Genomic DNA, 26,778 nt, shown 5'->3' on the forward strand with positions numbered 1-26,778 from the left:
ATGCGCGCCGCCCGGCGTCCCGCCGTCACGCCCCCGAAGGCGGAGACCGGGCGCCGCAGCGGCGTGGCCGCGCTGCCCGGGTCCGGCGTCGCTCAGCGCAGCGCGGGCGTGTCCGCGTCGTCGACGCGGACGATCGGCAGGGGCATGGTCGATGTGTCGATGAGTGGATCGTCGTCCTGTCGCTCGACGACGGCCGCCGCCTCGGCAAGGGTCTCCACCGCGGGCACCGACCCGAGCAGCGGGCGCTGCGCCGTCTCCTTCATCGTCAGCATCGCGATGCCGCCCAGCAGCGCGAAGAACATGATGTAGAACGCCGGCATGTAGGTGTTGCCCGTGAGCTCGATGAGGCCCTGGCTGAACAAAGGGGTCGTGCCGCCGAAGAGCGACACCGAGACGTTGTACGCGATCGCCATCGCGCCGAAGCGGGAGGCCGTGGGGAACAGGGCTGGCAGTGCCGAGGCGGCCACCGCCACGTAGAACGCCACCGGCACGGCGACCATGGCGAGCGCGAGGAAGACCGCCCACATCTCGCCGATCTGCATCACCGCGAACGCCGGCACCATGAGCACCAGCGTGGAGCCCGCCGCGATGAGATACACCGGCCGACGGCCGATGCGATCGCTGAGCAGGCCGATGAGCGGCAGGCATGCGGACATCACGATGAGCACCGGTACCGTCGCGACGGCGGCCATGAGGTTGGAGACCCCCACCTCCTGCTCGAGATAGGTGGGCATGTAACTGGTGAGCGCGTAGCCGGCGGTGTTGGTCGCCGCGACGATCGCGATGCCGATGAGCACCGGGCGCCAGTGGTGGCGCAGGATGCCGAGGACGCCGTGGCGGGCGAGGGGGTCGTCGCCGCGGACGGCGGCCTCGTGCTCGGTGGCCGTCTCGTAGGCGGGCGTCTCGGGGATGCGCAGGCGGAACCAGATGGCGACGGCGCCGAGGGGGATGGCCAGGAGGAACGGGATGCGCCAGCCGAAGTCCACCATGGCGGTCGGCCCCCACACGCTCTCGGTGATGAGCGTCGTGAGGGCGACGACAGAGGCCCCGGCGGCGAATCCGACGTAGGAGCCGACGTCGAGCCACGACGACCAGAACCCGCGGCGGCGGTCGGGGGAGAACTCCGCCACATAGGTCGTCGCGCCGGCGTACTCCCCACCGGTGGAGAAGCCCTGCGCCATCTTCAGCAGGTACAGCGGCAGGATCGCCCACAGGCCGATCTGCGCGGAGGTGGGCAGCACACCGATGAGTCCGGTGGCCACCGCCATCAGCGCCATCGTGAAGAACAGCACCCGCTGGCGCCCGATCCTGTCGCCGAGCGGCCCGAGCACGAGCCCGCCGACGGGACGCACGAGGAACGACACCGCGAAACCGAACAGCGTCACCATCAGGCCCCACGGCTCCGGCAGGTCCTCGGTGAAGACCACCGCCAGCGTGACGGCCAGGTAGCCGTAGATGCCGAAGTCGAACCACTCCATGAAGTTGCCGACGACCGTGCCGCCGATCGCGGTGCGCACCCGCTTCTTGTCGACGACGATGACGTCGTCGACCTCCAGCCGCGGTGCGTCAGGTCCCGTCGATGCCGCTGTCGTGCTCATGTACCTCCGCCTGTTCCCCGTCGCACGGGCGCGCGACGGATGTCTGCGAGAAGCGACGGTACGCCGGGGCTGCGAGGGCTCGCATCCGTTTGTCCTCGGGCATCGCGGTGCGCTATGCGCGCGCGGAGCGGCCCTCGCGGGCGGAGATCCGGTCCCGCTGTCGGCGCCCGGTGGGCCCGTGCCATGCACGGCCGCCGACGACATGCAAGACCGGGCGCCTCCCGCCAGGGCGGACATAGCGTCGACGCATGAGCGAACTCTCCGCCCCCACCGGCCACGAGCCGGCACTGCGTGCCCTGCCGCGGCCCGATGGCTCGCCGCCGCGGGCACTGGTGCTCGGCGGCACCGGGTACATCGGCGGTCGGCTCGTGCCGCGCCTGCGTGAAGCGGGGTACCGGGTGCGGGTGCTCGCCCGCGACACGTCACGGCTCGCCGCTTTCCCGTGGGGTCGGGACGTGGAAGACGTGGAAGGCTCCGCCGAGGATCCGGACGTGATGGCCCGCGCCGTCGAAGACGTGGACGTGCTCTACTACCTGGTGCATTCCATGGCCGCGGGACCGGGTTTCGCCGATGCGGACCTGCGCGCGGCCGAGACCGTCGCCGCTGCCGCTGCTGCGGCATCCGTCGGGCGCCTCGTCTACCTCGGCGGGCTCCACCCATCCGGGGGAGACCTGTCGCCGCATCTGCGATCGAGGGTGGCGGTGGGCGAGGTGTTCCTGCAGTCGGGGGTGCCCTCCCTGGTGCTGCAGGCCGGGGTCGTGATCGGGTCGGGGTCGGCCTCGTTCGAGATGGTGCGCCACCTCACCGAGGTGCTTCCCTACATGCCGGCGCCGCGGTGGGTGCGCAATCGCATCCAGCCGATCGCGGTGCGCGATGTGCTGCACTATCTGCTCGGGGCGGGGCGGGTGCCGGCAGAGGTCAACCGGGCCGTGGACATCGGCGGGCCGGACGTGCTGCGGTACGGGCAGATGATGAACGGCTACGCCGTCGCGGCGGGACTGCCGCAGCGGGCGATCGCGTCGCTGCCGGTGTTCACGCCGGGCCTGGCCTCCCACTGGGTGAACCTCGTCACCCCCATCCCGCGCGCCATCGCCCGCCCGCTCGTGGCATCGCTGCAGAACGAGTGCGTCATGGACGACCACGCCGTCGACGACCTCATCCCGCCGCCTGAGGACGGGCTCACCCCGTACCGCGGTGCGGTGGAGATGGCGCTCGGGCGGGTGGAATCCGACGACGTCGAGACCAGCTGGCAGGATGCCGAGGTGCTCGGCGCCCCGGCCGACCCGCTGCCGTCGGACCCCGACTGGGCGGGCCGAACGGTCTATACCGACGAGCGGTCGGAGATGACCACCACCAGCCCGGAGCGGCTGTGGGCGGTGATCACCGGCATCGGCGGGGAGAACGGGTGGTACTCCACCCCGCTGCTGTGGGCGGTGCGCGGGTGGATGGACAAGGTCGCCGGCGGCGTGGGGCTCGCGCGCGGGCGTCGCAGCCGGTCACGGGTCGCCCCCGGGGATGTCATCGACTTCTGGCGGGTGGAGACGGTCGAGGAGGGACGGATGCTGCGGCTGCGCGCCGAGATGAAGGTGCCCGGCCAGGCGTGGCTGGAACTGCGTGTCACTCCTGCTGACGAGGGATCCCGCTACGACCAGCGCGCGGTCTTCTTCCCCCGTGGGCTCGCGGGGCGCCTGTACTGGCTCGCGGTGCTCCCGTTCCACGGGTTCGTCTTCCGTGGCATGGCCAACCGCATCACCGCGACCGCCGAAGCCGAGTCGAGCGCGGGTGGCCGGCGGGGGAAGGGCTCTGCCGGTACGGCGCGGAACAGCGCGGTGCGGGTGACCGCCTCCTAGGCGGGTGCCGTCGGCGCCGCAGCGGGCGTCGCGTGCGCTGCCGCGCGGTGGGCGAGGGCCGCGATGGTGGCCACGACGTCGGCGGCGTCGGTCGCCGTCGCGTGCGCGCGCCCGGCGACCAGGCCGGCGACGAAGGCGCTCACCGGCGCCGCCGACGGCGACACCCCGGCGGCGATGTCGCGGGCGAGGTCGAGGACGAGGGAGACGGGCACGTCGTCGGGCACGAGGTCGAACCTCTCACGCAGCATCCTCGCCCAGTCATCGAGGGCGTCGGGGGAGGCGGGACGAACGGTCACGGCAGGACCTCCTCGGCGGTTCGACGGCTCGTGGGCGAGCCACGGGGGAGATCCTGCCACGTGTCGCCTCCTGTGTCGCGGGGTTGCGCCGGTGGCAGGATGAAGGGGTGACCCGCATCCGTCCGTTCCGTCCCGGCGACGAGCCGGCGCTCGCCGACGTATGCCTGCTCACGGCGGATGCCGGTGCCGACGCGACCGGCGTGCTCGCCGACGACGACCTCTGGGCGGAGGTGTTCGTGCTGCCCTATGCCGCGCGGCATCCCGACCTCGCCTTCGTGGTGGAGAGCGACCACAGCCGCGTCGTGGGGTACACCGTGGCCGTGCCCGACACCCGCGCCTTCGAGGACTGGTTCGCCACCGAATGGTGGCCGCGGCATGCCGACCGCTGGCCCGAGCCGGAGGTCGAGCTCACCCGGCAGGACGGCATCCTCCGCTACGCATACGGGCGCCGCGCGGGCGCCGAGCCCTACGGCGATGCGCATCCGGCGCACCTGCACATCGACCTGCTCCCCGAGGTGCAGGGGCAGGGGTGGGGCCGCCGGCTGATCGACACCGTGAGCGATGCCCTGCGTGAGCGGGGCGTGTCGGGGCTGCACCTCGTCTCTTCCGCCGACAACGCCGGCGCCCTGGCGTTCTACGACCGTCTCGGCTTCACGCGGCTGCCCTCCCACGACGGGGTGCAGGCGTTCGCCCGCACCCTCTGACGCCGAGAGCACCGCACGCCCATGACGACGATCCGGCCGATGACCGCAGAGGACTGGCCGCGGGTCGAGGCGATCTTCGCCGCCGGAATCGCCGGCGGTGAGGCCACCTTCGAAACCCGGCCGCCGACGTGGGAGCGCTTCGACACGGGAAAGGTGCCGGACGCCCGGCTCGTCGCGGTGGATGAAGCCGGCACCGTGGTCGGCTGGGCGGCGGCCTCGCCGGTGTCGGCCCGCGAGGCGTATCGCGGTGTCATCGAGCACTCGGTCTACATCGACCCCGCCCATCGGGGCGAGGGGATCGGGCGGGCGCTGCTGGCGGCGTTCATCGAGGCCGCGGAGGATGCCGGCTACTGGACCATCCAGGCCAGCGTCTTCCCCGAGAACACCGCGAGCCTGCGCCTGCACGAACAGGCGGGGTTCCGCGTCGTCGGACGACGCGAGCGGATCGCGCGCAGCGGTGTCGGCCCGCACGCCGGCCGGTGGCGCGACACCCTGCTCATCGAACGCCGCTCCACCCGCAACGGCGGCCAGCCCGACGCCTGACCCGCGGCCCGCCGCGTGGGCGCCGCGCCGCTCGGCGGCCGCGTCTCCTGGCGCCGATCCACGGCACCGGCCAGGCCGTAGCGGACCGGGCGATGGGGAGAACTCCCCATCGCGGCATGGGTGGGGCGGTGGTCCACTGGAGGCCAGGAGGAATGCGATGACCGCCGCCACTGCGCCGAACACCGACGGGTGGGATGCGGCGACCGCATGGACCGCACTGCACCGCGCGGAGACCTCCCCGCACGACCTCGCGGCGATCGCCGCGGCGTACCCCGCGTACGCGGAGCAGATCGCCCGGCATCCGCAGGCGTACCCCGCCCTCGTCGCGTGGGCCGGCCACGTCGCCGCCGCGGGCGGGAGCGCCCGGCCCGCCGCCGGGCGGGCGCGCGCGGGCATCATCACCGACCTTCCGGTCGGCGGACGCCGTCCCTCCGGAGCGCACCCCCTGGCCGTGTCCGCCGATGCCCGGGCGTGGCGGGAGGCGGTGGCCGCGGCCGAGGCGGCGTCGCCGCCGGCTGCGACGCCGGGCGCGCGTGCGGTCGACATCGCCGCACGCGTGAAGTGGGACCCCGATCTCGACACGCCCGCGCGGGGCATCCGCGCACCCGGCGCGGCGGCGCACGCGCCGGACGAGGTTGCACCGCGGCACCCGGCCGTCGCCACCGAGACCGCGTCCGTCGCCGCCGAAGCTGTGCCGGGCGCGCCCTCCACCCCGCCCCCCGGAGTACTCACAGCGGACGTGGCGCCGCCGGCGAGTCCCGCGACCGCGGATGCCCCCGCTGAGCCCTGGTGGGCGGCCGTCGGCGAGTCCGAGCCGCCGGTGAACGACAAGGCGCTGCTGGCCCTCGTCTTCGGCTTCGTCCTCGCGCCGATCGGCATCGTCTTCGGGCACCTCGCGCGCCGCGAGCTGCGCCGCACCGACGCCCGCGGTCGCGGGTACGCCGTCGCCGGCCTCGTGGTCGGCTACACCCTCACGGCTGTGGCGATCCTCGCCGCCGCCGCGGTGCTGATCACCGGGCTGCTGCTGCGCTGAGCGCCTGCGGCCGGTCAGGCAGCGGCGTCGAGGTGCCCGGCATCGAGGCGCACGACGCGGTCGACCAGTCCGGCGGGCACGGCCACGTGCGAGATGAGCACGACGGCCTGGTCGGGGCCGACCGCCTGCAGCAGGTCGGTGAGGAGCGCGTCGGATGCCGCGGGGTCCACGCCTGCGGTCGGCTCGTCGAGCACCAGCACCGGGAACCCCCGCAGCAGCGCGCGGGCCAGGGCGATGCGCTGCGCCTGCCCGCCCGACACCAGCGCGCCTCGCTCGCCGACCCGGGCGTCAAGGCCCCCGCGCTCGGCGAGCCACGGGCCCAGGCCGACGCGGTCGAGCACGGCCACGAGCTCCTTGTCGGTGGCGGTGTCGCGGGCGAACAGCAGGTTCTGGCGGATGTCCTCGTCGAACAGCATCGGCTGCTGCTCGCAGAGGCCGACGGTGAGCCGCACGTCGTCGGGGGACGACTCCCGCACCGAGCGCCCGCCGATCTCGTACGTGCCGGTGCACTCCAGGAACCGCACCAGCACGTGTGCGAGCGTCGTCTTCCCCGCCCCGCTGGAGCCGATGACCAGCAGCCGTTCGCCCGCGTGCACGTCGAGGTCGACCCCGGCCAGCGACGCGGTGTCCGCTCCCGGCCAGGTGGCCCAGACGCCGCGCAGGCGCAGCCCCTCGCCGAGCGCGGGGGCCTCTCCGGTGGCGGGTGCGGGGTGCTGGACGAGGCCCGCCGGGATCGTGTCGGGAACCGACTCGGCGATGCGCTCCGCCGACGCGCGCACCTGGCGCCACGAGGCGGCGGCCAGCGGCACCGCGCCGAACACCTCGAACACCGCCATCGGCACGAGCACCGCGACGGCGAGGGCGGGGCCGCCCAGCGTCGCGGCGTCGGGGGCGGTGACCACCACGGCGAGGATCGACGCGGCACCGGCCAGCAGCGACACGATGGCCGTGGTCGCCGCCTGGGCGCCGGCCCGGCGGACGACCGCACGGCGCACGGCGCTGTCGGCGTCGGCGATGCGGCTCCGGCTGGCGGCTTCGGCGCCGTAGGCCAGCAGCACATCGAGGCTGCCGAGGTGGTCGGTCACCGCGTCGGCGAGCCGCGCGCGCAGCGGAGCGATGGCCCGCTCGGCACGGCCGCCCGCCACCCACCCCCAGGCGGTCGCGACGACGGCCGCGACCGCGAGGCATCCCAGCAGCGTCAGCGCCGCCGGCCCCGAGACGAAGGCCACGAAGACGACCGCCGACAGGGCCACGGTCACCGAGGCCACCAGCGGCTCCACCACCCGCAGCGGAAGGTTCTGCAGCTCGTCGACGTCATCGACGAGCGCCCCGAGCACGGACCCTCGCCGGGTGCGGGTGAGACCGTCGGGCGCGAGCGGGATGAGCCGGCGCACCAGGGCGGTGCGCGTGGAGGCGAGCTGGCGCAGCGCCGCATCGTGCGAGGTGAGCCGCTCGAGGTAGCGGAAGGTCGCGCGGGACAGCGCGAACGCGCGCACCCCGACGACGGCGGCGGTGAGGTACATCACGGCGGGCTGCTCGCTGGCGCGCACGATCAGCCACGCGCTGACGGCCAGCAATGCCACGGCCGACGCCTCGTGGGCGAAACCGGTGGCGGCAGCGCGCCAGAAGCGGCGGGCCGGCGGCATGGCGCCGCGCAGCACGTCGGCGGTCGTCGCCCCTGATCCGCGCGGCGTGCCGTGGGCGGACGCCGTGCTCGGGGTCGGCGTGGTCGTCGCAGCGCTCATGCCGCCACCTCCGCAGGCTGAAGCCGCACGATGCGGTCGGCGTACGCCTCGGCGGTCGTCCGGTGCGAGATCAGCAGCACGGTGGCGCCGCCGTCTGCCAGCGTGCGAAGGCTCTGCCACAGCAGGTCTTCGGTGACGGGGTCGAGCGCGGCGCTCGGCTCGTCGAGGGCGAGCACGGTCGCGGTGCCGCGGAGATGGCGGTAGATCGCCCGGGCAACGGCGATGCGCTGCGCCTGACCTCCGGAGAGGCCCGCGCCCTGCACGCCGAGCTCATACGACGGGTCGATGTCGCCGGCGCACGCCAGCTGCAGCGCCCGCACGATGACAGCGGCGTCCGGGGCGGCATCGCCGAGCGCGACGTTGTCGGCCACGGTGCCGGCGATGAGGCCGGGGTGCTGCCCTGCCCATCCCAGCCAGCGGTCGGGGGTCAGCTGCGCCAACGGGATGCCGCCGACGCGGGCGTCGCCATCGAAGGCGGCAGCTCGGCGCAGCGCCGCGAACACACTCGACTTGCCCGCGCCGCTCGGTCCGGCCACCAGCACGAGTTCACCGGCATCCGCCTCGAGATCCACGGGGGGCAGCGCGCGGTCGCCGTAGCGCACACGCAGCCCCCGCAGCACGAGGGGACCCGCGATCGCTCCGGCCGGAACGGCAGACGTGCCTGCCGGCGCCGCGTCGGCGTGACGCTCGGCGCGCGCGGCGCGGGCCTCGTCGAGCACCGCGAACACGTCTTCGGTGGCCGAAACGCCCTCGGCGGCGGCGTGGAACTGCACGCCCACCTGACGCAGGGGGAGGTAGGCCTCCGGTGCCAGGAGCAGCACGAACAGGCCGACCAGCAGCGTCAGGTCGCCGTCGAGCAGTCGGAAGCCGATCGAGACGGCGATGATCGCCACCGACAGGCTCGCCAGCAGCTCCAGCGCGAACCCCGACAGGAACGACACCCGCAGCACCCGCATGGTCTCATCGCGATAGCGCTCGGTGACCCGCTGGATCGACGCGACCGCGCGGTGCTGCCGGCCGAAGACCGTGAGGGTCGACAGGCCCCGCACGGTGTCGGCGAAGCGCGCGGCGAGCCGCCCGAGGGTGCGCCACTGCTTGTCCTGCACGGAGCGGGTCGCCAGTCCGATCAGCACCATGAACAGCGGGATCAGCGGAAGGGTGAGCACGACGGTGAGGCCCGAGATCCAGTCCATCCACCACATCACGAGGATGATCGTCGGCGTCGCGACCGCGGTCTGCACCAACTGGGGCAGGTAGCGCGCGAAGTACGCGTCGAGGGCGTCGAGGCCGCGGCCCGCCGTCACCGCGAGGCGTGCGGAGTTGTGCACCGCCAGCCACCCCGGCCCGAGCTCGTCGACGGCTTCGAAGAGGTGCGCGCGCAGCTGCGCCTGCACCCGCGCCGAGGCGCGCGCCGCCACCGTCTCGCGCAGCCAGACAAGAACGGCGCGCAGGGCGACGACACCGGCGAGGATGAGGAGGATGCCGGAGAGCTCGTCCCACCGCATCCCGTCGATCGCGCCGACGATGGCGCGGGTCAGCAGCCAGGCGAAGGCGATGATCACGGCCGTCTGGGCGAGGCCGATCAGTCCGATCGCGACGAAGAAGACGCGTGAAGCGCCGGCGTACCGCAGCAGCCGCGGGTCCAGGGGACGTCCGGCCGGCCGCGGTGGTGCGTCCGCTTCCTGCGAAGCCATGTCCTCGATCCTCCCATGCGGCCCGGCGCCGCGGTCGGCGCCGCCGGTGAAAAACGACCGCCCCGGCCCGGCGCGCGAATCGCGCGGCCGACGACCGGGGCGGTCGGGTTCAGTGGACGGTCGCCGCCGCCTTCTCGATCTCGACGCGGGTGACGCGCTTGCGGAACACCCAGTACGTCCAGCCCTGGTACAGCAGCACCAGCGGCAGGAAGATCACCGCGGCCCACGTCATGATGGTGAGCGTGTAGTCGGTGCTCGAGGCGTTCTCGATCGTGAGGCTGAACGCCGGGTCGATCGTCGAGGGCATGACGTTCGGGAAGAGCGCCAGCCACAGGGTCAGCACGGCGAAGACCACCGTGCCGGCGCCGAAGCCGAACGCCCAGCCCTCGCGGTCGCGCAGGTTCGCCACCGCCGAGGCGATGAGCAGCACGGCGGCGATCACGGCGCAGGCGATCGACAGCATCAGCAGGGGCGAGCCTGCAGCGGCGGCGTTGAACACCGTCCAGATCAGGAACGCCGCCGCGACGACGACCGTCAGCACGCCGGACTTGATGGCCAGGGCGCGGGCGTCGCTGCGCACGCGGCCGTCGGTCTTCAGCGCCACGAAGTACACGCCGTGGGTGAAGAACAGCAGCAGCGTGGTGAGGCCGCCCAGCAGTCCGTAGGGGTTCAGCAGCGTCAGGAGCGACCCGACGAACTCGTGATCGGCATCCAGCGGCACACCCTGCACGATGTTGGCCACCGCGACGCCCCAGAGGAACGCGGGCACGGCGGAGCCGATGACGATCATGCGGTCGAAGTTGCGCTTCCACCGCAGGCTGTCGCGCTGGTGGCGATACTCGAACGACACGCCGCGGGCGATGAGGGCCAGCAGGATCAGCAGCAGCGCCAGGTAGAACCCGCTGAACAGCGTGGCGTACCACTCCGGGAAGGCGGCGAACAGGCAGGCGCCCGCGACGATGACCCAGGTCTCGTTGAGGTCCCAGACGGGCCCGATCGTGTTGATGACCTGACGGCGCGAGACGTCGTCCTTGCCGAGGAAGGGCAGCGACATGCCCACGCCGAAGTCGAAGCCGTCGAGCACGAAGTAGCCGACGAACAGCACACCGACGATGAAGAACCAGATGTAGGCGAGATCCATGACGTGCTCCTAGTAGACCGTCGTCGGGGTGTCTTCGACGGAGGTCGGCTGGTCATCCTCGGCACCGGGCTCGGGCAGCGGGGCAGGGCCCTTCTGCGCGGCCTTGAGGATGAGTCCGAACTCGACCACCGCGAGGGCGGCGTAGATGAGCGTGAAGGCGACGAGCGAGATCAGCACCGTCCAGCCGGGCACGTTGGGCGAGACCCCGTCCTCGGTGAGCATGAGGCTGAACACGATCCAGGGCTGGCGACCCATCTCCGTGAACACCCAGCCGACGAGGCTGCCCAGCAGCGGCAGCGGAGCCGACCAGATCGCGACCTTCCACATCCAGGGCGCGACGGGGCGCGTGGCCTTCTTGCGGGTGACCCAGAGGCCGACGACCGAGATGAGCGCCGCGATGCCGCCGAGGGCGATCATCCAGCGGAACGACCAGTAGGTGACCCAGATGATGGGCATGTAGTCGATGCCGGCGCCGAACTGCTCGGTGTACAGCGCCTGCAGGTCGTTGAGGCCCTCGACGCAGCCGTCCAGCGAGTGCGTCGACAGCAGCGACAGCAGGTACGGCACGCGCAGCGACCAGATCTCCTGAGATCCGTCGGGGGTGCCGATGGAGAACAGCGAGAACGAGGCGTCCGCGCCGCAGGCGGTGTTCCAGATGGCCTCGGCGGCCGCCATCTTCATCGGCTGGGTCTCGACCATGACCAGGCTCAGCTGGTCACCGGTGAGCGCGACCGCGGCGAACGAGCCGATCATGAACCACATGCCGAAGCGCAGCGACTTGCGCATGGTGACCAGGTTCTGCCCGCGGGCGAGGTGCCAGGCGCTGACGGCGATGACGACGGCGGCGGCGAACATCCACGCGGAGAAGATCGTGTGCGGGAACGCGGCGAGCACGACCGGGTTGGTCAGCACCGCCCAGAAGTCCACGAGCTCGGCCCGCCCGCCGTCGGCGGCCATCTCGTAGCCCACGGGGTTCTGCATGAACGCGTTGGCGGCGAGGATGAAGTAGGCCGACAGGGTGGAGCCGACGACGACCATCCACATCGAGAACAGGTGCACGGCGCGCGGCAGCTTGTTCCACCCGAAGATCCACAACCCGATGAAGGTGGCTTCGAAGAAGAAGGCCATGAGGCCCTCGAAGGCCAGCGGCGCGCCGAAGATGTCGCCGACGAAGCGGGAGTAGGCGGACCAGTTCATGCCGAACTGGAACTCCTGCACGATGCCGGTGACGACGCCCATCGCGAAGTTGATGAGGAAGATCTTCCCGAACAGCTGCGTCAGGTGCAGCCACTCCACCTTGCCGGTGCGGTGCCAGACCGTCTGGAAGATGGCGACCACGAGCGCGAGTCCGAGCGTCAGAGGCACGAACAGGTAGTGGTACAGAGTCGTCAGGCCGAACTGCCATCGGGCGAGCAGCAGCGGGTCGAGCAGATCCATCGGGATCCTTCCTCGGGTGGGGGTTCCTAACGGTTGAAGGTAGTGAGCCGCGCGGGCGCATTCCGGGGCAGGCGGCCGTGAATAAGGATACCTGTGGTCAGACCACGGGCGCAATGCTACGACCTTACCCTGTGAGAAGGGCTGTGAGTTGCCCGGGACGGGCTCTGCCCAGCGCGGTGTGGGCACCGCTGGGCACCGTGACCGCTTCGGTGATCAGGGCGCCGTCGCCGGGCGCGACAGACCACCGCCGGCGGCCGCGGCCGGCGGTGTGAAGAGGGGGTTCAGCCGCGCGCGGACAGCTGCACGATGCACTCGCGCGGGTCGCACGAGGAGCGCATGCCGTCAACGGTGAGCGGGCCGCCGGCTGCGGCGACGACGCCCTGCATGAGGCCGAGGTGCACCGAGCAGAGCACCTGCCGGTGGGCGGACTGCACCTCGGCGTGTGCGCACGGGCTGAGGTCGATCGTCAGGTCGGACTCGTCGACGATCGGCTCGAAGCCCGCGTCGGCGAGGTTCTCCACGAGGGCGTCGACCTGGTGCAGGGCCTCCGTGGTGAGTTCCGGCGGCAGCTCGCTGGGGAGCACCCGCCGCATGAGATCGCCGCGCTTCGCGGCCTCGCGCACCTTGCGCTGCTGCACCGGGCTCCAGGTCTCTGCGCCGTCGGCGGCGCTGTACAGCACCCGTGGCCGGCCCCTCGTCGTGCGGTGCTCGGTCTCCGACACGACGTAGCCGTCGTCGATCAGGCGCTGCAGGTGCTCACGCACCGTGTTGGGGTGCAGCTTGGTGGCCTCGACCAGCTCCGCGATGGTGCGCTGAGGACGCTCCTGGATGAGGTGGAGGATCTCCACCCGGGAGTAGCTCGAGATCGCGCTGTAGCCGGCGGGTCGTGTGGTCACACCACTATTATTCATGGTTTTTCACGGTGGTCACACCACACCGTCGATCAGGCTTCTGCCGGGGGTGCGGCAACCCGTCGCGCTCCCACGTCCCGATCCGCGTGGCGCGCGGGCAGGGAGTCCGCCAGAGTGGGGGGATGATCGGCATCGTCTTCAATCCCACGCGCGTGGAGCGCTCCGCACTCGAAGAGGCGCTCGCCGCGCGGAAGCAGCCGGTCGAGGTGGAGTGGTACGCGACGACGGTCGAGGATGCCGGGCAGGGGATGGCCCGTCAGGCACTCGCGGATGGATGCGGGCTGGTCGTGGCGGTGGGCGGCGACGGGACGATCCGCGACGTGGCCGCGACGCTGGCCGGCACGGAGGTGCCGCTGGGGATCGTGCCGCAGGGCACCGGCAACCTGCTGGCCCGCAACCTCGGCATCCCTCTGGGCGACGTGGCTGGCGCCCTCGCGCGTGCGATCGACGGGGACGAGTCGCCGATCGACATCGGGCGCATCGAACTGCACGACCGCGGGGAGGAGTTCATCTTCCTCGTGATGGCAGGCTTCGGCATCGACGCGCAGATGCTCGCCGAGACCGACGAGTCTGCCAAGGAGCGCGCGGGCTGGCTGGCCTACGTCGGGGCTCTCGGACGGGCGATGGCCGCCACCGACGTCGTCGACGCCACGGTCGTCTTCGATGCCGACCCGCCGGTGACCGAGCCCACCCACACCGTGCTGATCGGCAACTGCGGAACCGTGCAGGGAGGACTGCGCATCCTTCCCGACGCCGAACCCGATGACGGTCTGCTGGACGTCGTGCTCATCGGTGGCGAGGGCCCGGAAGGGCTGCAGTGGCTCGACGCCCTGAAGTCCGTGGTCTGGGACAACGGCATCCGCCGCGCCGTCACCCGCGACGACACCGCCGTGGACACGGCCACGACACGCCACCGCCAGGCGGTGTCGGTGCGGGTCACCCTCCCCGAGCCGCTGCCGTTCGAGATCGACGGCGAAGAGGTGGGCGCCACGGCCGACATCCTCGCGATCATCCAGCCCGGAGCGCTGCTCGTGCGCCGCTGACCGGGCACAGGGCGATTCCCGGCACACCGGCGCGCACACCTACGCTGGAGCGCGTGACCGAATCTGTCTCCATCGCGGAGTTCTGGCGCCTCCGCCGCGCCGAGCTGCCGCACCTCCCCGAAGAGCCGACCGAGGCGTGGGCCTTCGGAGCGACCCCCGCGCACGCCGACGGCCTGCTGGCCCTCGTGCTTGCCGGGGTGAAGACCGGCACGGCCTCGTCCATGTGGGATTACGAGGCCACGGGGGACCGGATGCCCGAGGTGGGGGACGTCAGCGTCATCCTCGACGGCGCCGGGGCGCCGCGAGCGGTCATCGAGACCACCGACCTGCGGGTCGTGCCGTTCGATCAGGTGGATTCGGAGCATGCGCTCGCCGAGGGTGAGGGCGACCGCACCCTGGCGCACTGGCGCGCGGTGCACGAGCGGTTCTGGCGCGAGCACTCCGAGAACCCGCGCGGCTACGAGCCGGACATGCCGGTGCTCTGCGAGCGGTTCCGCCTGGTGTACCCGCGCTGACCGCCGCGGCCGGGTGCGAGCCGCAGGCCGCGAGACGTCACTGCTCGTCAGCGGGTTGCTGGCGCCTACGGGTACGACAGGTACCCAGTGTCAGGGTCGACCCCGGCGAGGAAGTCCTCGATGGCGGCCACGTGCCTCTCGTGGCTCACCGGCGCGACTCCGCCGAATGCGCTGAAGCCGTAACCGGCGTTGGGGCCCGAAACCCAGTCGTAGTGATGCGAGCCATCGCGGTCGCGCCTGCGCACGGCGAACGTCTCGCCCTGTACGACGATGTCGGCCACTCTCGTATAGGTGTCCTCATCGGGCAGCGCCGAGGTGGGCACGTAGATCCAGCCTTCGCCCGCCGCGCCGTCGTCGCTCGCCATGCGCCGAACCTACCGCGGGGCGACGTGGGTCTTTACGCGTGCGCCCCGGTCGTCGGCTGCCAGCCCAGCGCCGGCGCCACGTGCTTCGCGAACGACTCGACGACGCGCAGGTTGAACGCGACCCCGAGCTGGCTCGGGATGGTCAGCATGAGGGTGTCGGCGCTGGCGATGGCGGCATCCTGCTGCAGCTGCTCGACGAGCACGTCAGGGGATGCGGCGTAGGTCTTGCCGAACGTCGAGCGGATGCCGTCGATGTAGCCGACGCCCTCGCCCTCGGACGCGTGCCCGAAGTACAGCTCATCCTCGGCGGTGGTGATGGGGAAGATCGAGCGGCTGACCGAGACGCGCGGCTCACCGGGGTGACCCGCCTCGCGCCACGCGGCGCGGAACGCGTCGATCTGCTCGGCCTGCAGCACGTCGAAGGGAACGCCGCGGTCTTCGGTGAGCAGCGTCGACGACATGAGGTTCACGCCCATCGTGCCCGCCCAGGCGGCGCTGTCGCGGTTGCCGGCACCCCACCACACGCGCGAGCGCAGGCCGGGGGAGTGCGGCTCGACGCGCTGCATGCCGGTGCCGCCGCCGAACGGGCTCTCGGGGTCTCGCTGGGCGAGTCCTTCGCCGTCGATCGCGCGCAGGAACAGGTCGAAGTGCGCGCGGGCGATGTCGGCGCCGCGGGGATCCTGCGATCCCGTGTAGCCGAACGTCTCGTAGCCCCGCACGACGGTCTCCGGTGACCCGCGGCTGACGCCGAGGGCAAGCCGTCCGTCGCTGATGAGGTCGACCGCCGCGGCCTCTTCGGCCAGGTGCAGCGGGTTCTCGTACCGCATGTCGATGACACCGGTGCCGACCTCGATGCGCTTCGTGGTGGCGGCGATCGCCGACAGCAGGGGCATCGGCGACGCCTGCTGCCGGGCGAAGTGGTGCACGCGGAAGTAGGCGCCGTTGACACCCAGATCGTCCATGCCCTGCGCGAGGTCGATCGCCTGGCGCAGGGAGTCTCCGGCGGTGAGCTCGCGGCCGCCGCCGAGGGGTCCGTAGTGGCCGAACGAGAGCGTTCCGAAGCGTTGCATACCCGGTGCAACGGACGCCGCGCGGCATCCATTCCGCTCGATGCGCCGAGGCGTGCCGCGGGTGTCAGGAGCGGGCGGATGCGGCCGCTCGCCGCCGCGCCTGTACGAGCGTGGCGATCACGCGCCAGCCCACGAGGAACAGCAGCAGCGTGAGCGTGGCGACGATGATGAAGGGCAGTGCGGTGCCCTGGCCGCTGGCCGCGCGCAGCAGCATGCCGCCGGCGACGGTGATCGCCCAGACCCCCAGGCCGGTGCGCACGGGTGCGGCGGGCCGGCGCCAGGCGAGGGTCACCAGCCACCCCACGGCGAGGGCCGCCAGGAACGGCCACGCGGTCGTCGCCAGGCCGATGCCGAAGGGCGCGGAGTCGTGGCTCGCCCGACCCACCGCGGCGAACAGCGTGACGAGCACGACGTCGAGGGCGAACGCGGTGAGGGCGGAGCGGATCATGCCTCCATTCTCCGCCCGGGCCGTGGGCTCAGCCGTCGCAGACGGCGGCCTCCGCGGGCTCAGCAGGGTCCGCGGGCGCGGCCTCCGCCGCGAGGGCCAGCACGATCTGGCGCCACCGCAACAGGAACGCCGGCTCGTCGAGGCGTCGCCGGCGCATCCAGGTGGTGACTTCCTCGTTGCACTTGCTGGCGTTGCACGACCGGCACGCGGGCACCACGTTGTCGAGCGTGTAGCGGCCGCCGCGGGAGATCGGCAGCACGCAGTCGCGCTGCAGTGCGGCGCCGTCGCCGCCGCAGTAGGCGCACGCCGCCCACGCCTCGAGGATGGCGCACCACTGCAGGTCGGTCAGGTCGCTCCCCGACGCCGCGACGCGCTTCACGCGGCGACGCTGCGCCCGGGCGCGACGGGTCTGACGGACGGCCATGCCGCCCAGGCTATCGGCCCGGCGACGGCGGATGCCGCGGGCGCGCGGACCCTGCCCGCGGCGACTCCCCGGCCGCTACCGTGGAGCGATGACGAACCAGGCCCAGCGTGCTCAGACCCTGTCCGACCTGCATGCCGCCCCGGAGATCCTCCGCGTGGTGAACGTGTGGGACGTCGTCTCGGCGAAGGCGATCATCGACCTGCCCGAGACCCGCGCCCTCGCCACGGCGGGGCATTCCATCGCGGCGACGTTCGGCTACGCCGACGGGGAGAACATCCCGCGCGACCTCATGCTCGACATGGTCGGCCGCATCGTCGCGGTCGCGGGCGACCTGCCCGTGTCGGCAGACCTGGATGCCGGCTTCGGCGACCCCGGCGAGACGACCCGCCGGGCGATCGGCGTCGGCGTGGTGGGTGCGAACGTCGAAGACCGTCTGAAGCCGCTGGCGGAGTCCGTCGCCGCCGTCGAAGCGATCGTCGCGGCCGGGCAGGCAGAGGGCGTGCCGTTCGCCCTCAACGCCCGCACCGACGCGTTCGTGCGCGCCGGCGACCGCCCCGTGCAGGACTCGGTCGCCGACGCGATCGAGCGCGGCCGCGCCTACCTCGACGCCGGCGCGGATGTCGTGTTCGTGCCGGGTGTGCTCGATGCCGACATCACGCGGCAGCTGGTGGCCGGCATCGGCGAGCGCAAGGTGAGCGTGATCGGGCTTCCCGGCGCGCTGTCGGCCGCCGAGTACGAGGCGCTCGGCGTCGCCCGCATCTCGTACGGCCCGATGACCCAGCGGGTCGCATTGACGGCGCTGCAGGACGTGGCGAAGAGCCTCTACGCCGACGGCGTCCTCCCGGCATCCACCCGCGCCCTCAACTGACGCCCCGAACGGGGGACCTGCCGCCGCCCGCATAGGATCGAAGGCGACGCCCTGTGCGGCGTCGCAGGGAGGTCGCAGTGGGCGACGCGCAGGGCGCATGGGTGCTGGTCGACGGCGAGAACATCGACGCGACCCTCGGTGGATCGATCCTGGGGCGCCGACCGCAGCCCGATGAGCGGCCGCGCTGGGACCGCATCCTCTCGTTCGTGGAGCGCACCTGGCGGCAGCCGACACGCGGCCTGTTCTTCCTCAACGCCACGACCAACCTGCCGATGACCTTCGTGCAGGCGCTGAAGGCGCTGGGCTACGAGCCGGTGCCCCTGTCGGGTCCGTCCGACGCGAAGATCGTCGACATCGCCATCCAGCGCACGCTGCAGGCGCTGCGCGACCGCGATGACGACGTCATGCTCGTCAGCCACGACGGCGACTTCGTCGACGACCTCGGTGCGCTCGCCGACGGTCGGCGTCTCGGCATCCTCGGGTTCACCGAGTTCCGCAACACCGCGTTCGCGGCCATCCCGGGCCTCGAGGTGTTCGACCTTGAGTTCGACGCCCGGGCGTTCGACGCACCGCTGCCGCGCATCCGCGTGATCCCGATCGAGGAGTTCGACCCCGCGCAGTTCCTGCGCTGACCCGTCGGCGGACGATCGGGGGCAGCGCGCGCGCCCGCGATTCCATGCAGGCTCGGTGTTGTCAACCCTGCCGCATGTCCGCGCCGCCTCGCGAAGACTGGAACCACCCATCCGGGAGGAGCCAGCGTGACATGTCAGCCGATCGAGTCGTATGCACCGATCGGCGACGGCCGCACGGTGGCGCTCGTGGGGGCCGACGGCAGCATCGACTGGATGCCGCTTCCCGAGCTCACCTCGGACGCGGTCTTCGCGAAGATCCTCGATGACGCGACGGGCGGCTCGTTCCAGCTCGCCCCTGCTGCGGAATTCACGATGCGCCGCCGGTACGTCCCGCGCACGAACGTGCTGGAGACGACCTTCACCACGGCCGACGGCGTCGTGAAGATGACCGATGCGCTGGTGTCGGGCATCGCCGGCCGCCTGCCATGGGCAGAGCTCGCGCGCCGGGTCACGGGCGTCTCCGGCCGGGTCGAGATGGCGTGGAGGGTGCACCCCGGCACCTCGCTGCAGACCGCCTCGCCCTGGATCGAGCCGTCCGCGCACGGCGCCGTCGTCCGCTGCGGCAAGACCGCCATCGGCGTCGTCGGCTTCGACCACGGCCCCGCCGACCCCGAACCCGACGGGCCGACCGGTCCGATGCTCGCCGGCCGTTTCACCACGGCGCCCGACTCGCGGCACCTCGTGGTGATGGCCGCCACCCACGACGAGCCGCTGCACTTCCCCGATCCGCACAACGTCGACGTCGGCATCGACCGCACCATCGGCAACTGGCGTGCGTGGTCGCGCGCGTTCTCGTACGAGGGGCCGTGGGCCACCCACGTGCAGCGCAGCGCCCTGGCGCTGAAGCTGCTCATCTACAGCCCCACCGGCGCGATCGCCGCGGCCGCGACGACGTCGCTGCCGGAGAGCGCCCGCGGCGGCAAGAACTGGGACTACCGGTTCGCCTGGGTGCGCGACCTCGCCTACACCGCCCACGCGCTGGTGCGCTTCGGGCTGCGCGAAGAGACCCACGCCGCCCTGTCCTGGATGCTGCGCACCATCCGCGACCACGGACCCGACGTGCACGTGATGTACACCCTCGACGGCGGGCTCGCCCCTGCTCCCACCACCGCGGACGTGCCGGGGTGGCGCGGCATCGGCCCCGTGGTCACCGGCAACCCCGCCCGCGAACAGCTGCAGCTCGGGGTCTACGGTGACCTCATCGCGATCTGCCGCACCTACGTCGAAGCGGGCAACGTGCTCGACGTCGACACCTCACGCCTGCTCGCCGGAGTGGCGGATCGCACGTGCGACCTGTGGCGCAACCCCGACTCCGGCATGTGGGAGCTCCCCGAGCTGCGCCACCACACCTCGTCGAAGATGGGCTGCTGGAAGGCCCTGGAGGATGCCGTCTGGCTCGCCGAGACCGGCGTCATCCCGGGCAGCGCCGAGCGTTGGCGCACCGAGCGCGAGCGCATCCGCGAGTGGATCGACGACAACTGCTGGTCGGAGGACCTCGGCGCGTACGTCTGGTACGCCGGATCCGATGACCTCGACGCATCGGTGCTGCTGCACGCTCCGAGCGGATTCGACCGGGGGGAGCGCATGTCGCGCACGATCGACGCGCTCACCGGACAGCTGGGCGCCGGTGCCCTGATGTACCGCTACACGGGAGTGGACCAGGAGGAGAAGACCTTCGTCGCCTGCGCATTCTGGCGTGCCCACGCTCTGGCGTGCGTGGGGCGGCACGACGAGGCGCTCGAGGCGATGGACGCCCTCGTCGCAGCGGCGAACGACGTCGGGATCTACGCCGAGATGATCGACGAGCACGACGGGTCGGCGTGGGGCAACACTCCGCAGGCCCTCAGCCACCTGGCGTTCATCAGCGCGGCCCTCACGATCAGAGAAATCGTCCCGGAGCACAAGCTCCGCGGCCGTTGACCATCACCAGAGAGGAGAACACCATGTCACGCGACCAGTACACCTTCACCGACCCGGCGAAGCTCTACGCAGACATCGAGCCGCAGAACCAGGAGATGTCGGAGCCGGGCCTGGACGCCGAGCTCAAGGACAAGGCCGACCTCGGCGAGGACAGCTACCGCGGCTCCGGCCGTCTGAGCGGCCGCAAGGCGCTCATCACCGGCGGCGACTCCGGTATCGGCGCCGCCACCGCGATCGCGTTCGCGCGCGAAGGTGCCGACGTCGCCCTGTCGTACCTGCCGGAGGAGGAGCAGGACGCCCAGCGCATCGCCGGCATCCTGCGCGAAGCCGGGGTCACGGCGCTGACGCTGCCGGGCGACCTCAAGGACCCGGCGTACTGCCGTGACCTCGTCGCCCAGACGGTCGAGGGGCTCGGCGGCCTCGACATCCTCGTCAACAACGCCGGCAAGCAGATCTACAACGAGGATCTGACGACGCTGACCGACGAGCAGTTCGACCACACCTTCAAGACCAACGTCTATGCGATGTTCTGGATCACCAAGGCGGCGCTGCCGCACCTGAAGCCCGGATCGACGATCATCAACACGACGTCGATCCAGGCATATTCTCCGTCCGGCATCCTGGTGGACTACGCCTCGACGAAGGCCACCATCAATGCGTTCACCAAGGGACTCGCCGAGCAGCTGGCGCCCAAGGGCATCCGCGTCAACGCCGTGGCCCCCGGCCCGATCTGGACGCCGCTGCAGCCGACCGACGGCCAGCCGCCGGAGAAGCTCGAGGAGTTCGGCGAGCAGACGCCGCTCGGACGCATGGGACAGCCCGCCGAGCTCGCGCCGGCGTACGTCTTCCTCGCGTCGGCGGAGTCGAGCTACGTGCTGGGCGAGACGCTCAACGTCAACGGCGGGATGCCGACTCCCTGAGTCCGCCTGCAACGACGAAAGCCCGTCCGGTCACCCGGGCGGGCTTTCGCTCTCTCCTGCGCGAGAGGATCAGCGCTTCGGCGTGCGATTCTCCGCGCTCACCATCCACGAGAGCTGTTCGAGCCGCTCCAGCACTGCGTGCAGCAGGTCGGCACTCGTGGGGTCTTCCTCGTCGACGTCATCGTGCACGTCGCGGCACGTGCCGCAGACGCCGTCGAGTCGCTCGGTCATCAGGTCGATCACCTCGGTGGTGGCGATCTCGCCCTGCGGGAACTCCGGCAGGGTGGTGGTGGCGGCCACGAGATCGCTGCGCCCGTCGGGCAGGGCGTGCAGCGCGCGCATGCGCTCGGCGACGTCGTCGCTGAATCCGCGGGCGGCTTCGATGATCTCGTCGAGCTGCAGGTGGGTGTCACGGAAGTTCGTGCCGACGACGTTCCAATGGGCCTGCTTGCCCTGCAGCGACAGCTCGATGAGGTCCACCAGCACGCGCTGCAGGTTCTCGCTCAGCGCGGCCGAGGCGGTGAAGCCCTTCTCGGCGTTCTCCTCCTTGGTGAGCTTGGCGCCTTCTCCGCCGCGGGCGCTGCGGCGCCGGTTGGTCTTCGCGGTCGACGCCGCGGCATCCTTCGTCGAGGTGCTCTTCTGGGTGGCCGACTTCGCCATTGTGGGGCTCCTGTTCGATCGGGGTGTCATCGACGGTACGACCGGGCGCCGGCCGGCGGCATGCCCTTGCCCTCGCACGCGTCCAGTGCTACTCGCGGGGGCGTGCGCCCCGGGTCGGGGACGAACGCTACGCTCGCGGGATGACGCAGCAGCCGCGACTTCCGGAGGACTCGACGCTGCGTCGCACCTACCGCTACCTGCGGCTGAGCATCGCGGGCAGCGTCGTCGCGATCGCGGTCGCCGTGGTGCTGCAGACCGCGCAGGGGGGCGTGCGGGAATCGATCAGCGCCTACTACTACACCCCCGCCCGCGACGTGTTCGTCGGCGCGCTCATCGCCGCATCCCTCGGCCTGCTCGCCCTGTCGGGGCGTGGTGCGCAGCGCGCGCTGCTGGATGCGGCGGCGCTGCTGGCGCCACTGGTCGCGCTGGTGCCGACGCCGACCCTGGCGTCGGGGTGCGCATCGCCGTGTGTGCCGGCAGAGGTGCACCCCGCCGTCGACATCGGGGTGGCGACCTACCTCATCGTCGGCGCGCTGGCGGTGCTCGTCGCGGTGGTGGTCGGGACGCGCCCGGGGGCGGGGCGGGCGGCGCTCTCGCGCACGTGGCCATCGATCGTCGTCGCGGTGGGCGTGCTCGCCGGCGTGTGGGCCTGGTGGGGGCTGGCCCGTGCCGCGTTCCTCTCGTTCGGGCACGTCGTCGCCGCGACCGGGTTCTTCGCGCTGCTCGCGGTGGTCGCCCTGCTCGACGCACGGCGCACCGACTGGGCCCCGGAGCCCGCGCCGCCGAGGGGCGTGCGCATCGCGTTCGCGGTGATCGCGGTGGTGCTGATCGTCGATCTCGTGGCGGTGCTCGGCTACGTCGCCGTCGAGGGAGACGCCGCGATGCGCACCCCGGTCGTGTTCGTCGGCGAGTTCGTCGCGCTCGCCCTGTTCGGGACGTACTGGGTGCTCCAGACGGTGCGCACCTGGGCGAGTGCCGACCCGTCCCTGATCAGCGCTTCTCCGCTCCGCCGCTGAGCCGGCCGTGGAACGCCGCGGTCGCCTCGTTCATCCCGACGAACTCGACCTGCGTGTCGCGCTGGGCGTACTTGGTGACGATCGCGTCGAGGGCGGCGACGGTCGATGCATCCCACACGTGGGAGCGGCTGAGGTCGATCACGACCCGGGCGGGATCGTGGGCGTAGTCGAACTGGGTCGTGAGGTCGTTGCTCGAGGCGAAGAACAGTGCCCCGTCGACGGTGTACCGGGCGACCTCGCCGTCGGCGGTGCCCGTGAGGGAGCGGGTGACGGTGGTGAAGTGCGCGACGCGCCGGGCGAACGCGATCATGGCGGCCAGCACGCCGGCCACCACGCCCAGGGCGAGGTTCTGCGTCCACACCGTCACGACCACGGTGACGAGCATGATGATCGTCTCGCTCGGCGGCATCCGCTTGAGCGTCGCCGGGCGGATGCTGTGCCACTCGAACGTGGACACCGACACCAGGATCATCACGGCGACCAGCGCCGCCATCGGGATGATCGCCACGACATCGCCCAGGGCCACGACGAGGACCAGCAGGAAGACGCCGGCCAGGAACGTCGAGATGCGGGTGCGTGCGCCGGAGGCCTTCACGTTGATCATCGTCTGGCCGATCATGGCGCAGCCGCCCATGCCGCCGAACAGCCCCGATGCGAGGTTGGCCACCCCCAGCCCCCAGGCCTCGCGGGTCTTGCCGGAGGGGGTGTCGGTGATGTCGTCGACCAGCTTGGCCGTCATGAGCGACTCGAGCAGGCCGACCGTCGCCATCGCGAGCGCGTAGGGCGCGATGATGCGCAGCGTCTCCCACTCCAGCGGCACGTCGGGCAGGAACAGCGACGGCAGGCTGTGGGGCAGCTCGCCCTGGTCGCCCACGGTGGGCACGGCGATCCCGAACACCACGACCACGGCGGTGAGCACCACGATCGCGATGAGCGGTGCCGGCACGGCCTTGGTCACGCGGGGCCAGAGGGAGAGGATCGCCAGGCCCGCCGCGACGAGCACGTACACCGTCCAGGGAACGTCGATGAGCTGCGGCATCTGGGCCAGGAACACCAGGATCGCGAGCGCGTTGACGAAGCCGACCATGACGCTGCGCGGAATGAACCGCATGAGCTTCGCCACCCCCAGCGCGGCCATGACCACCTGGATGACGCCCGCCAGCAGCACGGTCGCCACGAGATAGTCGATGCCGTGCTCGCGGGCGACCGGGGCGACCACGAGGGCGACGGCTCCGGTGGCCGCGGTGATCATCGCGGGGCGGCCCCCGGTGAAGGCGATGACGACCGCCATCACGAAGGAGGAGAACAGCCCGACGCGGGGATCCACCCCGGCGATGAGGGAGAAGGCGATGGCTTCCGGGATGAGCGCGATGGCGACGACCATGCCCGCCAGCGCCTCCCGCGTCAGCAGGCGCGGACTGCGCAGCGCCTGCAGCACGGTCGGCTCGATACGGCGGCGCGCCGAACGATCGGGCGCGGGTGCGGCGACGGACACAGGACTCCTGAGGCGTGACGGCGTCGAGGACGCGCCGCGCTCGGGACGCGCGGCGGCGAGACGATTCTACGACCGCGGCGCTTCACGTCCGCCGAGGGTCACGCCAGTGCGGCATCCACCGCCTGGGCCAGCACTGAGGCGACGGGCCACGCGCCGTCGGCGGTGTTGCCGATGACGGTGACGGTGGTGTCCGACTCCGGCAGGTGCGCCGACCAGAACGACACACCGGTGTCGTACCCCTCGGCGATGAGCGCGTCGCCCGTGGCGTGCAGCCAGATGCCGAGGCCGGCGCGCTTGTCCTCGTCTTCGACGTCGTGGCGCGGCCGGGTCATCTCGGCGTAGGTCTGCGGCGAGACGATGCGTCCCTCGCGCAGGGCGCGCCAGAAGGTGTGCACGTCGGCGGTGGTCGTGAACGCCCCGCCGTCTCCGTTTCCGAGCACCGGCAGGTGCAGGGTGTTGGCCCGGTCGTCCTCGGCGTAGACGTAGCCGACCGCGGTGTCGGCGGGCAGCTCGTCCAGACGCAGGAAGTCGGTGCGCGTGAGGCCGGCCGGCTCGAAGACCAGGCGCCGCACGGCGTCGTGGTAGCTCTCGCCGGTGACGCGCTCGATGACGATCGCGAGCACGACGTACCCGCCGTTGCAGTAGGCGAACCGCTCACCGGGGGTGAACGTCTGCGGGAGCTCGGCGAGGATCGGGAGGAACGCCTCGGCGGTGGTGAGCGTGTGGACCGGGACGCTGAGGACGTAGTCGTCGACCTCGCCCTCGGCATCCTCGTCGAGGTAGTCGCCGATGCCGGAGGTGTGGCCGAGGAGGTGCTCGATGGTGACGGCGTCGTCGATCAGCGGAAGGTCGTCGCCCAGGATGCTGCGCACGGGCTGGTCCAGGGCCAGATCCCCGGATTCGATGAGACGCCAGATCGCGAGGGCGGTGAAGATCTTGCTGCCGCTGGCGATGGCGAACCGGGTGTCGGGTGTGGTCGGCACGCCGAATGCCCGGTGGGCGAGGCCGTAGGCGCGCTCGAAGGTGCGGGTGTCGGCGACGTCGACGGTGACGACACCGGAGAACGACTCGTCGGCGGCAGCGGCGTCGAGGGCGTCGGGGTCGATGGCGAGTGGCATGGGGTGCTCCTTTCGGGTCCATCCACGCTAGGCGATGCCGTGCGCGCGCCGCCAGCCGCGGCCTCGGCCTTGGACGGGCCCTCGGCCTTGGCCGGGCCCTCGGCCTTGGCGCTCTAGGCTCGATGCCGTGATCCTGCGCACCTTCGACGACGGCGCCGTGCTGCGCGCCGCCCGCCCCGGCGACGCGTCCGGCATCCTGGCCCGCATCCACGACCTCGCCGTCTACGAGCGCGAACCGGATGCCGTCGAGAACACGGAGTCCGCCCTGCGGGAGGCGCTGTTCGGGCCCGAGCCGCGGGTGTTCGCGCACGTGGTCGAGCGCGACGGCGAGATCGCCGGTATCGCGATCTGGTTCCTCACGTACTCCACCTGGACCGGCCGGCACGGGATCTGGCTCGAGGACCTGTATGTGGCTGAGGAGCACCGTGGCCGCGGTTACGGGCTGGGGCTCATCGCCCAGCTGGCGGCGGTGTGCACCGAGCGCGGATATTCCCGCCTGGAGTGGACCGTGCTGGATTGGAACGAGCCGTCGGTCGCGTTCTACCGCTCGCTCGGCGCCGAGCCGCTCGCGGAGTGGACGAGTCAGCGCCTCACCGGGGATGCGCTCGCCGCGCTGAGCCGCCGCGCGCGGGCCTAACAGACGCTCCACCGCCGGGCAACCCCTTCATCGCGGGTCGCGGCGCGGGACACGATGGCACCAGACAGTCATCAGACCCGTGCGAAGGAAGGTATGCCCCATGGCTCGCATCACCGAGAGCATCGACGTCGACGTGCCCGTGTCCGTCGCCTACAACCAGTGGACGCAGTTCGAGTCCTTTCCCCAGTTCCTCGACTTCGTCGACTCCATCACGCAGACGGACGACGAGACGACGCACTGGAAGGTGACGATGGCGGGCGTCGAGCGGGAGTTCACCGCGAAGATCACCGAGCAGCACCCCGACGAGCGCGTCGCATGGAACAGCATCACCGGTGACGTGAACCACGCCGGAGTCGTGACCTTCCACCGCCTCGACGACACGAAGAGCCGCGTCACCGTGCAGCTCGATTGGGAGCCCGAGGGTTTCGCCGAGAAGGTGGGCGCTGCGATCGGCTGGGATGACCACGCCGTGAAGAAGGACCTCAAGGAGTTCAAGAAGTTCATCGAGGCGCGTGGCACGGAGACGGGAGCCTGGCGCGGCGACGTCAGCTGACGCTCCTCATACGCTCCGAGACCCCGTCGCGCCGCTCTGCGGGCCAGCGGGGTTTCGTTCGTACGCCGTCCCCGAGTCGTTCGCGTTGTTCGCATCCTGCGCCGAGCGCGTCCGTTCTTCGTCATCCGCGTCCGCGTCCGCG

General features: G+C 71.8%; 27 protein-coding genes. 13 read left to right on the top strand and 14 right to left on the bottom strand.

Annotation, left to right across the window (positions count from 1 at the left end; all coding sequences use genetic code 11):
• Positions 1-92: 92 nt before the first annotated feature.
• Positions 93-1,598: an MFS transporter gene (locus tag QNO26_RS03370; protein ID WP_257526022.1), complete on the bottom strand. Its 1,506-nt coding sequence runs from the start codon at positions 1,596-1,598 to the stop codon at positions 93-95.
• A gap of 248 nt (positions 1,599-1,846) precedes the next feature.
• Here QNO26_RS03370 and QNO26_RS03375 point away from each other — a divergent pair, with 248 nt between their 5' ends.
• Positions 1,847-3,448, top strand: coding sequence for an SDR family oxidoreductase (locus QNO26_RS03375; RefSeq protein ID WP_257526021.1), 1,602 nt, complete (start codon positions 1,847-1,849; stop codon positions 3,446-3,448).
• On the opposite strand, the gene QNO26_RS03380 is transcribed toward QNO26_RS03375, so the two are convergent.
• Positions 3,445-3,744: a DUF6457 domain-containing protein gene (locus QNO26_RS03380; protein WP_257526020.1), complete on the bottom strand. Its 300-nt coding sequence runs from the start codon at positions 3,742-3,744 to the stop codon at positions 3,445-3,447. The two genes, QNO26_RS03375 and QNO26_RS03380, sit on opposite strands and share 4 nt — an antisense overlap.
• Before the next feature lie 107 nt (positions 3,745-3,851).
• Here QNO26_RS03380 and QNO26_RS03385 point away from each other — a divergent pair, with 107 nt between their 5' ends.
• The 3 genes from QNO26_RS03385 to QNO26_RS03395 all read left to right on the top strand — a co-directional run bounded on the left by QNO26_RS03385 (position 3,852) and on the right by QNO26_RS03395 (position 6,024).
• Positions 3,852-4,448, top strand: coding sequence for a GNAT family N-acetyltransferase (locus QNO26_RS03385; protein ID WP_257526019.1), 597 nt, complete (start codon positions 3,852-3,854; stop codon positions 4,446-4,448).
• A 39-nt stretch (positions 4,449-4,487) separates the two neighbouring features.
• Positions 4,488-4,991, top strand: a complete 504-nt coding sequence (locus QNO26_RS03390; protein ID WP_374679337.1) for a GNAT family N-acetyltransferase — start codon at positions 4,488-4,490, stop codon at positions 4,989-4,991.
• A gap of 157 nt (positions 4,992-5,148) precedes the next feature.
• Positions 5,149-6,024 (top strand): DUF4190 domain-containing protein, encoded by an 876-nt coding sequence (locus QNO26_RS03395; RefSeq protein WP_257526017.1) that lies wholly within the window; start codon positions 5,149-5,151, stop codon positions 6,022-6,024.
• A gap of 14 nt (positions 6,025-6,038) precedes the next feature.
• On the opposite strand, the gene cydC is transcribed toward QNO26_RS03395, so the two are convergent.
• The 5 genes from cydC to QNO26_RS03420 form a co-directional block, all read right to left on the bottom strand.
• Positions 6,039-7,670: a thiol reductant ABC exporter subunit CydC gene (gene cydC / locus QNO26_RS03400; protein ID WP_257526032.1), complete on the bottom strand. Its 1,632-nt coding sequence runs from the start codon at positions 7,668-7,670 to the stop codon at positions 6,039-6,041.
• A gap of 95 nt (positions 7,671-7,765) precedes the next feature.
• Positions 7,766-9,463 carry a thiol reductant ABC exporter subunit CydD gene (gene cydD / locus QNO26_RS03405; RefSeq protein WP_257526016.1) on the bottom strand — a complete coding sequence of 566 codons (1,698 nt, stop codon included), beginning with the start codon at positions 9,461-9,463 and terminating at the stop codon, positions 7,766-7,768.
• A 109-nt stretch (positions 9,464-9,572) separates the two neighbouring features.
• Positions 9,573-10,604 (bottom strand): cytochrome d ubiquinol oxidase subunit II, encoded by a 1,032-nt coding sequence (gene cydB, locus QNO26_RS03410; protein WP_257526014.1) that lies wholly within the window; start codon positions 10,602-10,604, stop codon positions 9,573-9,575.
• 9 nt (positions 10,605-10,613) lie between these two features.
• Positions 10,614-12,041: a cytochrome ubiquinol oxidase subunit I gene (locus QNO26_RS03415; protein ID WP_257526013.1), complete on the bottom strand. Its 1,428-nt coding sequence runs from the start codon at positions 12,039-12,041 to the stop codon at positions 10,614-10,616.
• 281 nt (positions 12,042-12,322) lie between these two features.
• On the bottom strand, positions 12,323-12,937 hold the full coding sequence (locus QNO26_RS03420; RefSeq protein WP_257526012.1) for a helix-turn-helix transcriptional regulator: 615 nt from the start codon (positions 12,935-12,937) through the stop codon (positions 12,323-12,325).
• Positions 12,938-13,074: 137 nt separating this feature from the next.
• Between QNO26_RS03420 and QNO26_RS03425 the strand changes: the two genes are divergently transcribed.
• The gene (locus tag QNO26_RS03425; protein ID WP_257526011.1) at positions 13,075-13,995 is read left to right on the top strand and encodes a diacylglycerol/lipid kinase family protein; all 921 of its coding nucleotides are present in this window, start codon (positions 13,075-13,077) and stop codon (positions 13,993-13,995) included.
• A gap of 53 nt (positions 13,996-14,048) precedes the next feature.
• On the top strand, positions 14,049-14,510 hold the full coding sequence (locus QNO26_RS03430; protein WP_257526010.1) for an ASCH domain-containing protein: 462 nt from the start codon (positions 14,049-14,051) through the stop codon (positions 14,508-14,510).
• Between the two features lie 65 nt (positions 14,511-14,575).
• On the opposite strand, the gene QNO26_RS03435 is transcribed toward QNO26_RS03430, so the two are convergent.
• The 4 genes from QNO26_RS03435 to QNO26_RS03450 form a co-directional block, all read right to left on the bottom strand.
• On the bottom strand, positions 14,576-14,875 hold the full coding sequence (locus QNO26_RS03435) for a hypothetical protein (RefSeq protein ID WP_257526009.1): 300 nt from the start codon (positions 14,873-14,875) through the stop codon (positions 14,576-14,578).
• A gap of 32 nt (positions 14,876-14,907) precedes the next feature.
• Positions 14,908-15,945 carry an LLM class flavin-dependent oxidoreductase gene (locus QNO26_RS03440; protein ID WP_257526008.1) on the bottom strand — a complete coding sequence of 346 codons (1,038 nt, stop codon included), beginning with the start codon at positions 15,943-15,945 and terminating at the stop codon, positions 14,908-14,910.
• Between the two features lie 64 nt (positions 15,946-16,009).
• Positions 16,010-16,393 carry a DUF3054 domain-containing protein gene (locus QNO26_RS03445; protein WP_257526007.1) on the bottom strand — a complete coding sequence of 128 codons (384 nt, stop codon included), beginning with the start codon at positions 16,391-16,393 and terminating at the stop codon, positions 16,010-16,012.
• Between the two features lie 28 nt (positions 16,394-16,421).
• A complete protein-coding gene (locus QNO26_RS03450) occupies positions 16,422-16,817 on the bottom strand; it encodes an HNH endonuclease (protein ID WP_257526006.1) in 396 nt (131 codons plus the stop codon).
• A gap of 88 nt (positions 16,818-16,905) precedes the next feature.
• Here QNO26_RS03450 and QNO26_RS03455 point away from each other — a divergent pair, with 88 nt between their 5' ends.
• From QNO26_RS03455 to QNO26_RS03470, 4 genes are all read left to right on the top strand, one after another.
• Positions 16,906-17,685 carry an isocitrate lyase/PEP mutase family protein gene (locus QNO26_RS03455; protein ID WP_257526005.1) on the top strand — a complete coding sequence of 260 codons (780 nt, stop codon included), beginning with the start codon at positions 16,906-16,908 and terminating at the stop codon, positions 17,683-17,685.
• Between the two features lie 77 nt (positions 17,686-17,762).
• Positions 17,763-18,317 carry an NYN domain-containing protein gene (locus QNO26_RS03460; RefSeq protein ID WP_257526004.1) on the top strand — a complete coding sequence of 185 codons (555 nt, stop codon included), beginning with the start codon at positions 17,763-17,765 and terminating at the stop codon, positions 18,315-18,317.
• A gap of 126 nt (positions 18,318-18,443) precedes the next feature.
• On the top strand, positions 18,444-20,237 hold the full coding sequence (locus QNO26_RS03465; RefSeq protein WP_257526003.1) for a glycoside hydrolase family 15 protein: 1,794 nt from the start codon (positions 18,444-18,446) through the stop codon (positions 20,235-20,237).
• A gap of 23 nt (positions 20,238-20,260) precedes the next feature.
• Positions 20,261-21,157: an SDR family oxidoreductase gene (locus QNO26_RS03470; protein ID WP_257526002.1), complete on the top strand. Its 897-nt coding sequence runs from the start codon at positions 20,261-20,263 to the stop codon at positions 21,155-21,157.
• A 69-nt stretch (positions 21,158-21,226) separates the two neighbouring features.
• Here QNO26_RS03470 and QNO26_RS03475 read toward each other — a convergent pair whose 3' ends face one another.
• A complete protein-coding gene (locus tag QNO26_RS03475) occupies positions 21,227-21,817 on the bottom strand; it encodes a Dps family protein (protein WP_257526001.1) in 591 nt (196 codons plus the stop codon).
• Between the two features lie 140 nt (positions 21,818-21,957).
• Here QNO26_RS03475 and QNO26_RS03480 point away from each other — a divergent pair, with 140 nt between their 5' ends.
• On the top strand, positions 21,958-22,833 hold the full coding sequence (locus QNO26_RS03480) for a hypothetical protein (protein WP_257526000.1): 876 nt from the start codon (positions 21,958-21,960) through the stop codon (positions 22,831-22,833).
• Here QNO26_RS03480 and QNO26_RS03485 read toward each other — a convergent pair.
• The gene (locus tag QNO26_RS03485; RefSeq protein WP_257525999.1) at positions 22,808-24,328 is read right to left on the bottom strand and encodes a SulP family inorganic anion transporter; all 1,521 of its coding nucleotides are present in this window, start codon (positions 24,326-24,328) and stop codon (positions 22,808-22,810) included. The genes QNO26_RS03480 and QNO26_RS03485 overlap by 26 nt on opposite strands.
• 98 nt (positions 24,329-24,426) lie before the next feature.
• On the bottom strand, positions 24,427-25,446 hold the full coding sequence (locus QNO26_RS03490) for a serine hydrolase domain-containing protein (RefSeq protein ID WP_257525998.1): 1,020 nt from the start codon (positions 25,444-25,446) through the stop codon (positions 24,427-24,429).
• A 127-nt stretch (positions 25,447-25,573) separates the two neighbouring features.
• On the opposite strand from QNO26_RS03490, the gene QNO26_RS03495 reads away from it, so the two are divergent.
• Together QNO26_RS03495 and QNO26_RS03500 are read left to right on the top strand one after the other, a co-directional pair.
• The gene (locus QNO26_RS03495) at positions 25,574-26,083 is read left to right on the top strand and encodes a GNAT family N-acetyltransferase (protein WP_374679336.1); all 510 of its coding nucleotides are present in this window, start codon (positions 25,574-25,576) and stop codon (positions 26,081-26,083) included.
• Between the two features lie 100 nt (positions 26,084-26,183).
• Complete coding sequence (locus QNO26_RS03500; RefSeq protein WP_257525997.1) at positions 26,184-26,636, top strand: SRPBCC family protein; 453 nt, start codon at positions 26,184-26,186, stop codon at positions 26,634-26,636.
• The last annotated feature ends 142 nt before the right edge of the window (positions 26,637-26,778 follow it).

This window comes from Microbacterium sp. zg-Y1090 (genome assembly GCF_030246945.1).
Taxonomy (GTDB): domain Bacteria; phylum Actinomycetota; class Actinomycetes; order Actinomycetales; family Microbacteriaceae; genus Microbacterium; species Microbacterium wangruii.

What these genes read in the sequence shown, in the direction of transcription:
- QNO26_RS03370 (WP_257526022.1), bottom strand. Translation starts at nt 1,598, where the DNA reads ATGAGCACGACAGCGGCATCGACGGGACCTGACGCACCGCGGCTGGAG.
- QNO26_RS03375 (WP_257526021.1), top strand. Translation starts at nt 1,847, where the DNA reads ATGAGCGAACTCTCCGCCCCCACCGGCCACGAGCCGGCACTGCGTGCC.
- QNO26_RS03390 (WP_374679337.1), top strand. Translation starts at nt 4,488, where the DNA reads ATGACCGCAGAGGACTGGCCGCGGGTCGAGGCGATCTTCGCCGCCGGA.
- QNO26_RS03395 (WP_257526017.1), top strand. Translation starts at nt 5,149, where the DNA reads ATGACCGCCGCCACTGCGCCGAACACCGACGGGTGGGATGCGGCGACC.
- cydC (WP_257526032.1), bottom strand. Translation starts at nt 7,670, where the DNA reads ATGCCGCCGGCCCGCCGCTTCTGGCGCGCTGCCGCCACCGGTTTCGCC.
- cydD (WP_257526016.1), bottom strand. Translation starts at nt 9,463, where the DNA reads ATGGCTTCGCAGGAAGCGGACGCACCACCGCGGCCGGCCGGACGTCCC.
- cydB (WP_257526014.1), bottom strand. Translation starts at nt 10,604, where the DNA reads ATGGATCTCGCCTACATCTGGTTCTTCATCGTCGGTGTGCTGTTCGTC.
- QNO26_RS03415 (WP_257526013.1), bottom strand. Translation starts at nt 12,041, where the DNA reads ATGGATCTGCTCGACCCGCTGCTGCTCGCCCGATGGCAGTTCGGCCTG.
- QNO26_RS03425 (WP_257526011.1), top strand. Translation starts at nt 13,075, where the DNA reads ATGATCGGCATCGTCTTCAATCCCACGCGCGTGGAGCGCTCCGCACTC.
- QNO26_RS03435 (WP_257526009.1), bottom strand. Translation starts at nt 14,875, where the DNA reads ATGGCGAGCGACGACGGCGCGGCGGGCGAAGGCTGGATCTACGTGCCC.
- QNO26_RS03440 (WP_257526008.1), bottom strand. Translation starts at nt 15,945, where the DNA reads ATGCAACGCTTCGGAACGCTCTCGTTCGGCCACTACGGACCCCTCGGC.
- QNO26_RS03445 (WP_257526007.1), bottom strand. Translation starts at nt 16,393, where the DNA reads ATGATCCGCTCCGCCCTCACCGCGTTCGCCCTCGACGTCGTGCTCGTC.
- QNO26_RS03450 (WP_257526006.1), bottom strand. Translation starts at nt 16,817, where the DNA reads ATGGCCGTCCGTCAGACCCGTCGCGCCCGGGCGCAGCGTCGCCGCGTG.
- QNO26_RS03455 (WP_257526005.1), top strand. Translation starts at nt 16,906, where the DNA reads ATGACGAACCAGGCCCAGCGTGCTCAGACCCTGTCCGACCTGCATGCC.
- QNO26_RS03470 (WP_257526002.1), top strand. Translation starts at nt 20,261, where the DNA reads ATGTCACGCGACCAGTACACCTTCACCGACCCGGCGAAGCTCTACGCA.
- QNO26_RS03475 (WP_257526001.1), bottom strand. Translation starts at nt 21,817, where the DNA reads ATGGCGAAGTCGGCCACCCAGAAGAGCACCTCGACGAAGGATGCCGCG.
- QNO26_RS03480 (WP_257526000.1), top strand. Translation starts at nt 21,958, where the DNA reads ATGACGCAGCAGCCGCGACTTCCGGAGGACTCGACGCTGCGTCGCACC.
- QNO26_RS03490 (WP_257525998.1), bottom strand. Translation starts at nt 25,446, where the DNA reads ATGCCACTCGCCATCGACCCCGACGCCCTCGACGCCGCTGCCGCCGAC.
- QNO26_RS03500 (WP_257525997.1), top strand. Translation starts at nt 26,184, where the DNA reads ATGGCTCGCATCACCGAGAGCATCGACGTCGACGTGCCCGTGTCCGTC.